General features: G+C 45.8%; 10 protein-coding genes. 6 read left to right on the top strand and 4 right to left on the bottom strand.

The window, feature by feature from the left end:
• Positions 1–730 precede the first annotated feature (730 nt).
• On the bottom strand, positions 731–1,705 hold the full coding sequence (locus MKZ16_RS08745) for a DUF2161 family putative PD-(D/E)XK-type phosphodiesterase (RefSeq protein WP_051491337.1): 975 nt from the start codon (positions 1,703–1,705) through the stop codon (positions 731–733).
• 194 nt (positions 1,706–1,899) lie between these two features.
• Here MKZ16_RS08745 and MKZ16_RS08750 point away from each other — a divergent pair, with 194 nt between their 5' ends.
• Complete coding sequence (locus tag MKZ16_RS08750) at positions 1,900–3,795, top strand: PrkA family serine protein kinase (RefSeq protein ID WP_036684429.1); 1,896 nt, start codon at positions 1,900–1,902, stop codon at positions 3,793–3,795.
• Positions 3,796–4,345: 550 nt separating this feature from the next.
• The gene (locus MKZ16_RS08755; protein WP_235219505.1) at positions 4,346–5,272 is read left to right on the top strand and encodes an AraC family transcriptional regulator; all 927 of its coding nucleotides are present in this window, start codon (positions 4,346–4,348) and stop codon (positions 5,270–5,272) included.
• Positions 5,273–5,386: 114 nt separating this feature from the next.
• Here MKZ16_RS08755 and MKZ16_RS08760 read toward each other — a convergent pair whose 3' ends face one another.
• From MKZ16_RS08760 to MKZ16_RS08770, 3 genes are all read right to left on the bottom strand, one after another.
• The gene (locus MKZ16_RS08760; protein ID WP_076103986.1) at positions 5,387–6,778 is read right to left on the bottom strand and encodes a SpoVR family protein; all 1,392 of its coding nucleotides are present in this window, start codon (positions 6,776–6,778) and stop codon (positions 5,387–5,389) included.
• A 551-nt stretch (positions 6,779–7,329) separates the two neighbouring features.
• Positions 7,330–8,343 carry a bifunctional glycosyltransferase family 2/GtrA family protein gene (locus MKZ16_RS08765; RefSeq protein WP_076103985.1) on the bottom strand — a complete coding sequence of 338 codons (1,014 nt, stop codon included), beginning with the start codon at positions 8,341–8,343 and terminating at the stop codon, positions 7,330–7,332.
• The gene (locus tag MKZ16_RS08770; RefSeq protein ID WP_076103984.1) at positions 8,340–9,311 is read right to left on the bottom strand and encodes a phosphodiester glycosidase family protein; all 972 of its coding nucleotides are present in this window, start codon (positions 9,309–9,311) and stop codon (positions 8,340–8,342) included. Before MKZ16_RS08770 ends, MKZ16_RS08765 begins: the two co-directional genes overlap by 4 nt.
• Before the next feature lie 146 nt (positions 9,312–9,457).
• On the opposite strand from MKZ16_RS08770, the gene MKZ16_RS08775 reads away from it, so the two are divergent.
• The 4 genes from MKZ16_RS08775 to MKZ16_RS08790 all read left to right on the top strand — a co-directional run bounded on the left by MKZ16_RS08775 (position 9,458) and on the right by MKZ16_RS08790 (position 12,832).
• Positions 9,458–10,174, top strand: a complete 717-nt coding sequence (locus tag MKZ16_RS08775) for a response regulator transcription factor (RefSeq protein ID WP_036684414.1) — start codon at positions 9,458–9,460, stop codon at positions 10,172–10,174.
• Positions 10,174–11,109: a sensor histidine kinase gene (locus tag MKZ16_RS08780; RefSeq protein WP_038569569.1), complete on the top strand. Its 936-nt coding sequence runs from the start codon at positions 10,174–10,176 to the stop codon at positions 11,107–11,109. Before MKZ16_RS08775 ends, MKZ16_RS08780 begins: the two co-directional genes overlap by 1 nt.
• Before the next feature lie 117 nt (positions 11,110–11,226).
• Positions 11,227–12,147, top strand: a complete 921-nt coding sequence (locus MKZ16_RS08785) for an ABC transporter ATP-binding protein (protein ID WP_036684408.1) — start codon at positions 11,227–11,229, stop codon at positions 12,145–12,147.
• Complete coding sequence (locus MKZ16_RS08790) at positions 12,131–12,832, top strand: ABC transporter permease (protein ID WP_249267707.1); 702 nt, start codon at positions 12,131–12,133, stop codon at positions 12,830–12,832. Before MKZ16_RS08785 ends, MKZ16_RS08790 begins: the two co-directional genes overlap by 17 nt.
• The last annotated feature ends 195 nt before the right edge of the window (positions 12,833–13,027 follow it).

Raw genomic sequence — 13,027 nt, forward strand, 5'->3', positions numbered from 1 at the left:
TGCTTTGAATGATTTAGTATTAGTGGATGTTGAATGTAGCATAGGGGTTCTAATGTGAATAAATCAGCAAGAGTAGCATGTTTAAGCAAGAGTAGAGAAAATAGTAATTAATAAATAGCGCTCGTGTTCGAAGATTGTAAATAAGTTAGTTAAGTACAGTCAAGTAGAGCTGGATGAGGTACGCAGAGATATGAACGTGGTAAGAGTGAAATGCAAACGTGGTATGAATGAGTTACTAATGTGATGAGAGTGATTTACGAACGTGGGAAAAGCGAGTTACGCACGCGGTAAGAATGAAATACGAATGTGGTACGTATGAGATAGAGCGTGGTACGAACGAGATTCTAGTATGTTAAGAATGCAGTCTGAATGTGATACGTATGAGATACTCATGAGATATGTGTGAAATAAGACATGATACGGATGAGATACTAGTGTATTAAAAATGTAATCTAAATGTGATATGAGTATAGTAAGAACGTGGTACGCACCAGATACTAATGTGTTATGTGTAAGATAAGAACATGGAATGTACAGAGATAAGATTCAAATAAGATTAGACATACGAAAAAGCATCCCGTAGTTGGGATGCTTTTTGGCGTTATTTAATATGTTATGTGTGCATCAGAATAATAAGTTTAAAGTCTGAGTAAATGATTAGAACCGAGGTAAAAGATTAGAACCCGACTAAAAGAGGTGCTCGATTGATGTACTGTCCAGGTTAGGTTAGCTAATTACTGGGATGATTGCTGTTATTGGGTACGCCGCTTGTTATCGCGGCATATTCAACCAGCGCCGCATGACCGGCTGGGGTTAGGGTATAACGCCCACGGCTTACCCGGTGAAACCAGCCGTAGTAGTTGTTCTGAAGCATAGCGGCGGCGGTGGGTACGCCGCTACGCTTCCGCAGCTCGGCCGGAGTGATGCCGGCTGAGCGGGGAGCGCTTCCTGCGGCCAATACGGCCGCTGGAAGCGTGCTTGAGGCAGCGCTAGGGGCACCGCTTCGCGTGCCTGCCGCCGCTGCCTCCCGTGCTGCCGCGTCCCCGGCAGCACGGCTCTCCGGCGCTGAGCTCAGCGCCGGAACCTGTTCAGCGGTGCCCGCCGCTGAACGTTTGGCAGCTGCGAGCGAAGCCTTCGCAGCTGCCTTCTCTGCAGCGGCGGCGGCGTCCGCCTCCGCTGCTTGCAGAGAAAGCGCGACACGCAGCGCTTTCTCACGGTAGGCCGTCACGAGCTTGACGCGCGTGCTGCCGCCGGTGTTGTAGTCTCCGCTGCGCTCGCGGAACTCATAGAGCAGGCGCTCGCGCCGCCGCTTGTTGCTGCGCTGCGCAGGCGGCTTCTCGTCTGGCTCTACAAGCACCTCGACCAGCGGTGCTTTGGTCTTATAAAAGATAACGGTGATCAACCCAAGACCGAGCCGGCGGCATAACCCGCTAAGCTCGCCCCAGCGCTGGTTCACCGCACCTTTTTTATCACGGACACGTTCCACTGCGAGATAGACGATGGGACTGAGCTTCAACCGTTCTACCCCTTGCAGCAGCAAGGCGAGATTGAATGATTTTTTCATCTCCACGATCAGAGGATGCTCAACGTCCTCCCGAATCCCCACCAAATCGCAGGTCCGGACCTCACCTTTGATGCTGTAACCCTGCTTTTCAAAAAAAATCTTCAAAGGAGCGTACAGCTCCGTTTCATGTCGTACCGCCATCTTGTCACTCCCGTAGGCCTTTATTTTCGGGTTTCTCAATAAGGTTTTACAGCCATTTTCTGATTCTCTATTATAGCACAGTAAAAAAGAGGTCAACTATTCCGCGCTTGCCGCATAGGTATGTAATACACTTTTTAACGCTATAGGAGAGCAAGTAGAAGAGCAAGTAGGAGCGCAAGAGGAGGCAGCGAGCAATGGACATTTTTGAGCGTATAGCTTCGTATCGGGCTGAGAACGACCGGTTGGCGTGGAGCGGCACCTTCAAGCAGTATATAGAACTGTTGAGAAAAGACCCCTCTCCCGCAAAAACCGCTCACTCCCGCGTTTATGACATGATTAAGTCGCACGGCGTAGAGGACATAAACGGACGCAAACGGTATAAGTTTTTTGAACAGGAGATTTTTGGACTTGATCGTGCAGTCGAAAAGTTGGTCGAGGAATATTTTCACTCTGCAGCACGTCGGCTTGATGTTCGCAAACGGATTTTGTTATTGATGGGACCTGTCAGTGGGGGGAAATCGACCCTGGTCACGCTGCTTAAACGTGGTTTGGAACAGTACTCGCGGACAGATGCGGGTGCGGTATACGCAATAGAAGGCTGCCCGATGCATGAGGACCCGCTGCATTTGATCCCGCTGGAGCTCCGTCCGGAGATTGAGAAGGAACTTGGTGTACGTATTGAGGGCAACTTGTGCCCATCCTGCCAGATGCGTCTGAGAAATGATTATGCTGGTGACATTGAGCAGGTTAAGGTGACGCGTGTTATTCTGTCAGAAGAAGAGCGGGTAGGGATTGGTACCTTTAGTCCATCTGATCCGAAGTCTCAGGATATCGCTGATTTGACAGGAAGTATTGATTTTTCGACCATTACTGAATTTGGTTCGGAATCTGATCCGCGTGCCTACCGTTTTGATGGTGAGTTGAACAAGGCTAACCGTGGGCTGATGGAATTTCAGGAAATGCTCAAATGCGACGAAAAGTTTTTATGGAACCTGCTGTCACTGACGCAAGAAGGCAATTTCAAGGCTGGCCGCTTCGCGTTGATAAGTGCGGACGAAATGATAATTGCTCATACAAATGAAACCGAGTATAAGTCGTTTATTTCTAATAAAAAGAATGAAGCGCTCCAGTCCCGTATGATTGTTATGCCTGTTCCGTATAACCTCAGAGTTTCGGAAGAGGAAAAAATCTACGCGAAGCTGATCGCCCAGAGTGATATGAGTCATGTGCATATTGCGCCACATGCGCTGCGTGCCGCCGCTATTTTTTCCATCCTAACCCGTCTTAAAGAAAGCAAAAAACAAGGTATGGATCTGATCAAAAAGCTGCGGATGTACGATGGTGAAGAGGTCGAGGGCTATAAAGAGGCCGATCTTAAGGAGATGCAAACGGAGTATTTAGATGAGGGCATGTCCGGAATTGATCCGCGTTATGTTATCAACCGCATTTCCAGCGCTCTGATCAAAGGAGATCTGCAGTGCATGAACGCACTGGATGTCCTGCGGGCGATAAAGGATGGCCTGGATCAGCATCCATCGATTACAAAAGAGGAGCGGGAGCGTTATCTGAACTTCATCTCCATTGCCCGCAAGGAATATGATATTTTAGCGAAAAGCGAAGTACAAAAGGCATTTGTCTACTCCTTTGAGGAATCTGCGAAGACACTTTTTGAGAATTATCTAGATAATATCGAAGCCTTCTGCAATTGGTCGAAAATTCGTGATCCGCTGACGGATGAGGAAATGGAGCCGGATGAGCGGTTAATGCGTTCGATTGAAGAGCAAATTGGTATCTCTGAGAATGCAAAAAAAGCGTTCCGTGAAGAGATCCTGATCCGGATTTCCGCGTATTCACGCAAAGGGAAGAAATTCGAGTACAACAACCACGACCGCCTGCGGGAAGCGATTGAGAAAAAGCTGTTCACAGACCTCAAAGATATCGTCAAAATCACCACCTCGTCCAAAACACCTGATGAAAGTCAGCTCAAACGAATCAATGAGGTATGCGCCAGACTTATTGATGGACATCACTACTGCCCAATCTGCGCCAACGAGCTGCTGAAATACGTGGGAAGTCTGCTAAACCGTTAAAAAGAGTTCATTTATGCGGGGTGTTCCAAAAGCCATGAAAATGGCTGTGGAGCACTCTTTTTTTGTCCTTCCATGTTTTACTGCCTCCTTTTACCCTCCTAATGTTGATCTAAACGCCGCCACCCATCTGACTAATTTGGCTGTTGTGCGTAGGAAGTTGCTAAAGGACACAGGAGACCCTAAACGTAGATTTTGAGCATCTTTAGCAGGCTATTGGACCCTATGGTCGCTATTAGCAGGAAAAACCTAAATATGAGCCGTTTTTTGAGTAATAGCTGCACTGGAGTCCGAAACTCCGCTCAAAAGGCGATATTTTGGAAAATAACGTCATCTGGGTCCTTTAGTCAGTCGTAGGGAGCAACTGAAGTGTAAGTAGGTTACGTGAATCCAGCGTTGTCTACTTCGAGGCTTACCCAAAATGATGGCGGCCAAGAATACGCAGAGTTGTGATCCTTCTGTAAATGGAGGGGCTCGCTGCTCTGTTTTTTTATACAGGCAATAATGCAGCTCAGCAAAACAGGAACAGTCCATCTCATGCGCAGTTGATATAATGAAATCACCGTACGGGGGAAGGCTGGTGCTGCACTTGAATTACAGTAAAGATATAGAAAAATGTGTTGAATATATAGAAGCTCATATCAAAGAAAATATAACGGTGGAAGAAATAGCGACTGAGGTCGGATATTCGGTGTATCATTTTTGCCGAGTGTTCAGCTTGTGCAAGGAAATGTCTGTGATGGAATATGTGCGGAGCCGAAAATTATCCTTAGCCTCAATTGAATTATTTGCTGGAAAAAAGATCATTGATATTGCGCTGGACTATGGTTTTGAAACACAAAGTGGCTTTACTAAAGCTTTTCGCAAAACCTTTGGTTATAGTCCGACACAATATGCGGCGCGGATGGATGGGTTTAGTAAAGGAAATTCAATATTTGATATCGGAGGTTATATTATGAATCCTGTTTTTGTTCGTAAGCCTGCTTTTAAGGTGGCTGGTTATGGTATCCAAACTAATGTTGCGGGTAGTATGTACACTAAGGATATTGCTTCTTTTTGGAGCCATTATGAGGGTGAAAACCTGGAGTCCAAAATGTATAAAATACTAAACCCGCCTAAACACGGAGAAGTTGGTTTATGTATTCCGTCTTCAGATAACGGCAATGCCACCTATCTTTTGGGTGTTATTGTTGAGGACTACTCCAAGGTAGAAGCTGATATGTTGACGATGGATGTGCCAGAAGCCGAATATGCCGTGTTTACAACACCTCCAGTGGATACTTCAACGGATACAGAGCAAATACAGTTTGCCCAAGTCATAAAAAGCAGCTGGAAGTACATCTTCGAAGAATGGTTTAAGGATAGTGGTTACGTTTATGACGAGACTAAGCTGGATTTTGAGTTTTACGATGAACGCTGCCATTCGCGGCCAGATACAGTGATGGAGATTTACGTTCCTGTGAAAAAGTTGACTGAATAGTCTGAACGCAACATTTGAGGCATAGGCTTAAGAATCTGAATCCTCATTTTAGCCAAAGCAAAAAGCGGCAGACCAGGGTGTTAATACCCGTTTAGGTCTGCCGCTTTTTTTAGTTTAAATAAACTTCCGCTGCACCTTTTTGCCATCGTATGAAAACCGCGCCTTTTTGTCTTCCACAACCGTCTGTAGATGAACCGTCCGCCCCCATAAAGAGTAGATGTGAGGGAGCGTGCGCTCCAGGTACTTCAGATCCAGCTCGATGCTTTCATAGCGATGAGTTATAAATAATTCACCATTCTTCTCGAAGTCTGCGTCCTCAATGACCAAGTAAGGAGACCCGCCATTGACCCGGGCGAGCACCAGTTGATCGCGTACATTTTCCCATGCTTTATCGGTGATTTTCCATTCGGGACCTTTTTTCTCAAAAACATAAAGATCGAGGTCGTTCACCAATTCCTTCGACAGATAGCTGCGGATAAAGGAGGTATCGGATTCCAGTTCACGTACTTCAAATATTTTCTCGCGGTCCCAGCGGCGTTCGATGTCCTCAAAGATTTTCAGCCCCAGATAGTAAGGATTCAGGCTTTGCCGTGAGGGCTGCACGACGGATGAATTCAATTTTGCGTATTCCACAGTTTCCTCTTCGGTCAGATCTAGTTCGCGAACGATACGCTGATGCCAGTAGGAAGCCCAGCCTTCGTTCATGATCTTCGTCTCCATCTGTGGCCAGAAGTAGAGCATTTCGTCATGGAGCATCGTCATAATGTCTCGCTGCCAATCCTCCAAAACAGTGGAATATTGCTGGATAAACCAGACTATATCTTTTTCTGGCTCAGGGGGAAAAGCACGGTTTCCAGAGAGGGCTTCTTGTGGTCCGGTAGTGCTTTTATCTAGATTCCATAATTCGTCATAAGGATTGGATGATTTCGAGCCGCCTGGAGGGGCATCTTTGAGCTCCTTCATCTTAGCTTCCAGTAGGTGAGTTTTGCCCAGCTTGCGTGGCTGGATCAGACTGGGGTCTATATGCTCCTGGATAGCCAGCACTGAATCGATGAAGCTCTCCACAGCATCAGTTCCGTAAGTTACAGAATAACCGGCAATCCGATCTGCTGTAGCTGACATACTCTCGACCATATCTCGGTTGGACATGGAGAAACGCATATTATTTTTGAAAAAATCACAGTGCGCTAGCACGTGGGCAACAATCAGCTTATTCTGAATCAGTGAATTTCCATCCAGCAGGAAGGCATAACAAGGGTTGGAGTTAATAACGAGCTCGTATATTTTGCTCAGTCCGAAATCGTATTGGGATTTCATTTTATGAAAGGTTTTTCCAAAACTCCAGTGTCCAAATCGTGTAGGCATTCCATAAGCGCCGAATGTATAAATAATATCTGCGGGGCATATTTCATAACGCATGGGATAAAAATCTAAACCGAAGCCAGTGGCTATTTCCGTAATCTCGGCAATGGCCCGCTCTAGCGCATTAATTTCTTCGCTTGGCATGAATCTTTCTCTCCCTCCAGCTTGGGCTTATGCTGCAACCTATTCTGACAAGGCTGCAAAGGTTCCGCGACAACATCCGGGTCTGTTCCATTTAAGTATATGGGAGAGAAGATGAGTGTATGACGTTCTGAATTTCTGAGCAAAGATAATGTGATTTTGCATACATTATTGGAAGGACGCACTAGCTTTTTTTGTATGCGATTCTATCAACGGTACCCTTCTCGGTGAATTCGGACTCAGATGACGTTATTTGCAAATTTCCAGCCTTTTGAACAGGGTTTCGGACCCCACAGACGCTATCCCACAGAAAGAGGCTCATATGTGGTGTCTTTCTTACCAATAGCGGCTATGGGGTCCGTTAGCATACCAAAAGTGGAATAATACTGCGATTAATGTCATCTGTGTCCGATAGAAGCTCCATATGAGTTCGAGGAGCAGTTCCATAGGTACCCGATAGAAGCTCCATATGTGTTCGAAAAGTGTCCAATTAGTGCTTCACAAATTCCAGATTGCTCACCACACGAGCATAAGCAGTTCAGAGTTCCCAACCCTCAGTACACAAACCTCCGTTGCGCCCAATAGCTGAATAAGAAGATTGAAGCCTCGGTCAGTAGCTTGGCGGCGACAAGCGGAATAATCAGCTTTTCATTATAGAAATAGAGTAGCCCATAGTTGAACAACAACACGAGGATCACCAGCGCAAAATATTTGGGAAGCGACGCCTGAATCTTGGAGCGTTTGCCGCCCGTGAAGACATATTTTCGATTCATAGAATAGTTGAAGACAGAACTGCACAATCTCGCGGCCGCGACGGACAGGAATAGGTTATGGCTGAGACTCTGGAACAGGAATAAGAGTGTGAAGTCGAGCAGGGCAGACAGCAGCGAAGAAGTGCTGAACATTAGTATCGGCAGGTATATCCGGAAGGAGTCCATCAGAGGCCGGAAATGGGAGGATTTATTATCGTCCAGATAGACGGTATCGATGTACTCTTCCGTAATGGTGTACCCCTCTTTATGGGCAGTCAGCAGCATGTTCATTTCATATTCAAACCGTTCGCCGGGAATCTGGCATAGCCAATCAAGCATTGGTAGAGGGTAGCCGCGCAGGCCAGTCTGTGTATCATAAATCTTAGTGCCTGTAGTTAAGGAAAAGACCGTCCGGGTTACCGAGTTGCCGAAGCGGCTGCGCAGAGGAATGGTTCCGGTGAACCGGCGGCTGCCGAGTACGATTCCCGGGGTAGTCTGGTTCCGCAGAGATTCAACGATTCGGCTAATATCATAAGGCAGATGTTGGCCGTCGCTATCCGCGCAGACTACATAGTCCGGCACCCCAACTTCCTGAATATACTGGAACCCTGTCTTCAGAGCACGTCCTTTACCGAGGTTGACTTCATGGGTTAGGACAGTGCAGCCGAATGCTTCGGCCATATCGAAGATTTCACGGTAGTGCGGGCCGCTGCCGTCATCCACAAGAACAATAGGTTCAAGCTGGAAATTATGCAGCTGTAAAATCAAATCGAGCAGTCGTTCATCTGGCTCATAGGCTGGGATCAGTATAGTCATGATGTTGCACCCTCCTTGATATAAAGAATGTCGCTGACGCCCCGCTCCTTGTTTTTGCCCTGCGGATTATTTACGACCCGTCCCATGAAGTACATAGTGGATGAACCACCGCCGTCCAAATTGTAGGCTTCTGTGGCGCCAAGGCCGGACATTACATCGGCTAGCTCAGTAAGGGTCATCCCACGGCTGTACCCTTCATTGCGCCCGTCAACTACGACAAACACATAATGGTTTGGTGCGATCATACCAACTGCGGTGCGGGGATTCGCATTCTGGATGGAATGGTTGCCGAAGTTGGTATCGATTTTGACATTGCTGAAATCACTGGCAATCTCCCCGTCTTGAATCAGAATCGGACCAAAGGAAAGGGTATCGGTGGCCCCTTGCGCCAGCAGTTCAGAGGAAGAAATCTCTTCCTCGTTATAGGTTTGCATTGTCCCATCATCGAACAGCGCCATTGCATCCCGCACAGGATCATCACGATACACCGTGCCGTTACGGATAATCACTCCGTCATTGCGGAAGCCATAGTAATCACCGTTGATGGCAAATATCGCATTGTTCGCGGAAGCAATGTCCGAGGTATCCTCAGTGATGTTTGTTCCAAAGCTGTTGTCGGCAAAGGCAGTGCGCAGGCTGCTCGCTTCCTTGAGGACGACATCAGCGACAAAATAGGTGATCTGGTCTGAACCGGACCCTGTCTGCACTTGATCGATCTGGATCTGAATATCATCGCTGGAGTAATTCCAGTCATCAGAGGTTGCATTAACTTTGGCAGCTGTAACGGCTGTAGCTCCTGAGCTGCTAGTTGTAGCTGCATCATCCGCAACCACGACTTCGACATGTTCGATTAAGTAACGATCTGCCAGACTATATATCACTGTGCCGAGAAGCAGGAGGACAATGATCATGACGATCAGCAGTTTTCGTTTGAAGCTCCAGGCTTGTTTACTTCTCTTGTTCAACATTGAAGCATCACCTCTTTTTGTAAGTTGTTAAGGCCATAATACCTGGGCTACCTTTAATGAAACTGAAATAAAAACTGAAATAGTAAGCGCTCCGGGAAATTGGTATAATTTAACGAAGAGGTTTTCGACTACGGGGAGGTTTGGACATGCCACAGCGTGTGCTGCTGATTGAGGACGACGAAGCAATCAGTGAAATGGTCAGGTCTTATTTGGTAAAAGAAGGTTATGAGATTGAAGCTGTATTTGACGGTGAAGTAGCGGAGAGAACATTTCGGACCGGGGGTCCATTTGATCTTGTACTGTTAGACCTTATGCTGCCGAAGCGTAGCGGGACTGACATTCTTCAGACTATCCGTGCGGGGAGTCTGGTTCCAGTGTTGATCATGTCCGCCAAAGACAGTGATGTAGATAAAGCGCTTGGGTTAGGCTTTGGGGCAGATGATTATATTACGAAGCCCTTTTCTATGATTGAGCTAGCGGCTAGGGTGAAGGCAGCGATCCGTCGTGCAGGTTATGCATCTCCCAGTATCCAAGTGGAAGATCAAGCTCCGGTGAAGCAAATGATCTCCATTGGCCGATTGACTGTAGATTTAGATAACTTCTCTGCGTTGAAGAATGGGGAAGAAGTAAAGCTAACGTCGAAGGAATTTCATATTCTTAAGCTGTTTGTGACGCATCCGGGCCGAGTATTTACCAAAGCGCAGATTTATGCGAGCGTATGGGAGGATGATTATTTCGGGGATGAGAACGTCATTAATGTACATATGAGAAGATTGCGTGAAAAAATAGAAGACGACCCCTCCCATCCCGAATACATTAAGACGTTATGGGGCATCGGGTATAAGCTGGGAGAACAGCTATAATGATTGCGGGGCTAGGTGTTGTCATTGTGCTCTTACTGGCCGTCATTGTCTGGCAATATCAGAATTCGCGTAAAGCTTCTAATGATTTGCGATATATGCATGACAAGTTAAGCAGCATTATGGAAGAAGGCTCACATGAAAGATTGCTGCTGTTCAGCGGTAATTTGGAGCTGCAAAACGTGCTGATTGACCTGAACCGGCTGCTGGATATCAATCATAAAGGAAGCATTGAGCGTGTGAGGCTGGAGAAATCCATGCGTAATATGCTGTCTAATATTTCTCATGATCTTAAGACTCCGCTAACGGTTGTGCTTGGTTATATTGAGACCATTCAGCAGGATGAGCATTTGCCGGCTGAGGAACGGGAACGGATGATGAAGATGATTCATCAAAAAGCCAATGAAGTGATCCAGCTGATGAACAAGTTTTTTGATTTGTCCAAGCTGGAATCAGGAGATCGGGAAGTTGCTCTTTCACGAGTTGAGGCAGGTGAAGTATGCAGACGCAACATCCTTTCTTTCTATGATATCCTCAGTGCTAAGGGCAGTGAGGTGGAGATTGAGATTCCGGATGGGGCTGTTTACTTCATGGGAAATGAAGAGGCTCTTGATCGAATATTGTCCAATCTGTTGTCGAACGCAATTTCTTATGGCGACGCGGGGGGCGTATTAGGATTAAAGCTCTATAGTGATGAGAACAAAGTATACATAGAGGTGTGGGACCGGGGAAAGGGCATTAGTGAAGTACACCAAGATAAAGTATTTGAGCGTCTGTATACGCTGGAGGATTCAAGAAACCGGGCTTATCAAGGCAGCGGTCTAGGTCTGACGATCACCAAAAGATTAACGGAGCAAATGAATGGAACGATTACACTGGTTAGTCAGCCGTATGTGAGAACGGTGTTTACCCTTACTTTTCGCAGATTACGCTTCTAAGGAATAGAATTGTGCGCAGCTTAAGATTTTCGTAAGAAACGAGTAATAAAAAAGAAAATTCTGCTGTGTACAATAAGAACTAAGGAAGACGAGACGAAAACAAAGGGGAGCGCGGAATTGACTACAATACTTCGGACAAGAAATTTAACGAAAACCTATCAAGGTAAAGAAGTCGTAAGCAATGTGAATATGAATATTAAGCAAGGTGAAATTTACGGGTTTCTTGGACCCAATGGTGCTGGCAAAACTACCGTGATGAAAATGGTCACGAACCTCGTTAAACCTACGAGTGGAGAAATTGAATTTTTTAATGAAAAAATGACAGAGCATTCTTACGAAATGCTGAAGCGGATGGGCTGCATCATTGAATATCCCGTGTTTTATGATAAATTGACAGCCAAGGAAAATCTGATTTTGCACGGAGAGTACATGGGCTATTATGATCCGCAAGCGATTGGTGAAGCGCTGGAGCTCGTAAAGCTCACAGGTGTCGATAAAAAGCCGGTGAAGCAATTTTCACTTGGGATGAAGCAACGACTGGGTATTGCCAGAGCCTTCATGACGAAACCTGAGCTGCTCATTTTGGATGAGCCGATTAACGGGTTAGATCCTGTGGGAATCAAGGAGATGCGTGAAGTGTTCCGGATGCTTAGCCGTGAATATGGAATGACGTTACTTGTATCTAGTCATATTCTGGGGGAAATAGAGCAGATTGCTGATACGATCGGTGTGATCCGGCAGGGTGCTCTGGTAGAAGAAGTGGCGATGGATTCCATTCGTGGCCAAAATACTGAATATATCGAAGTGGTTACGAATGAGATTAATAAAGCAGTGTATGTGTTGGAGCATAAGCTTGGGCTTAATAATTTCAAAGTGCTGGACCATATTACAGTAAGAATATATGACGATGGAATCTCACAGCGTGATCTGAATAAGGCGTTAGTGCTAGCAGATGTGGAAATTGAGAGTATCAGCAAAAAACAACATACGCTGGAAGATCATTTTCTGCAATTGATTGGGGGTGAAAGCATTGCTTAAATTAATATCTTTGGAGATTCGGAAGAATAAGCTAAAAACGCTTCTTACAGGTGCTGCAATCGTTAATCTTGCGATTCTTGCTTTTATGATTATGGTTTTATTCGTTGATCAAAATGAGAGCGAACCGTCGTTTGCTTCTTATGCAGAGTTGTTTGAGGGTGTGTTCGTTTTTGTAAAGGCTGCTTATATTATTTTCGCTTCGGTTATTATTAGCAAGCTGGTGATTGATGAGTATAAGAACAACACCATTACTCTTCTCTTCATGTATCCTATCTCACGTAAAAAGCTAATGACTGCGAAAATATTGATAGTGTTCGCCTTCACATTTGTTGCCATTATCGTGGCAGACATTGTAGTCGGCGCTATCCTAATAGGATTCAATTCCTTTGCAGGGCTAATTCCGGGTGAACTGACCCTTCATGTAATCACATCAGAGCTGATTAAGTTAGGCGCAAACGCATTTTATGCCGCGGGTATCGCTCTAATTCCATTGTACTTTGGGATGAAGAAAAAATCAGTCCCAGCCACCATCGTCTCAGCTGTGTTAGTTACCTCCCTAATTTCTGGGGGATTTGATCAAGCGCGTTTAGGTAATTTAGCGGCGGTGTCGATCTCACTTGGTTTGCTAGGAGCAGCCATTGCCTATATGGCCATTCGCAACATTGAACATAAAGATATCGCCTAATAGATTCGGAATTCCCCCCTTTTATAACCCTTTTGTAACGATGAAAAAGCATCGTGATTGGAGTTATAAAGGGGGATTTGACGTTTATCTACGACTGATTTCCGTAATTTTGATATAATAGATATGAAATATATTTTAAATTTTAGATGAACATTGCCCGTTTAGGGGTAATGATAATGGATGAGAGAGCCTGAG

This window comes from Paenibacillus sp. FSL R5-0928, from assembly GCF_037970385.1.
Classification (GTDB): Bacteria; Bacillota; Bacilli; order Paenibacillales; family Paenibacillaceae; genus Paenibacillus_AQ; species Paenibacillus_AQ odorifer.

What these genes read in the sequence shown, in the direction of transcription:
- MKZ16_RS08745 (WP_051491337.1), bottom strand. Translation starts at nt 1,705, where the DNA reads ATGGCGGTACGACATGAAACGGAGCTGTACGCTCCTTTGAAGATTTTT.
- MKZ16_RS08760 (WP_076103986.1), bottom strand. Translation starts at nt 6,778, where the DNA reads ATGCCAAGCGAAGAAATTAATGCGCTAGAGCGGGCCATTGCCGAGATT.
- MKZ16_RS08755 (WP_235219505.1), top strand. Translation starts at nt 4,346, where the DNA reads ATGAAATCACCGTACGGGGGAAGGCTGGTGCTGCACTTGAATTACAGT.
- MKZ16_RS08770 (WP_076103984.1), bottom strand. Translation starts at nt 9,311, where the DNA reads ATGTTGAACAAGAGAAGTAAACAAGCCTGGAGCTTCAAACGAAAACTG.
- MKZ16_RS08780 (WP_038569569.1), top strand. Translation starts at nt 10,174, where the DNA reads ATGATTGCGGGGCTAGGTGTTGTCATTGTGCTCTTACTGGCCGTCATT.
- MKZ16_RS08775 (WP_036684414.1), top strand. Translation starts at nt 9,458, where the DNA reads ATGCCACAGCGTGTGCTGCTGATTGAGGACGACGAAGCAATCAGTGAA.
- MKZ16_RS08765 (WP_076103985.1), bottom strand. Translation starts at nt 8,343, where the DNA reads ATGACTATACTGATCCCAGCCTATGAGCCAGATGAACGACTGCTCGAT.
- MKZ16_RS08750 (WP_036684429.1), top strand. Translation starts at nt 1,900, where the DNA reads ATGGACATTTTTGAGCGTATAGCTTCGTATCGGGCTGAGAACGACCGG.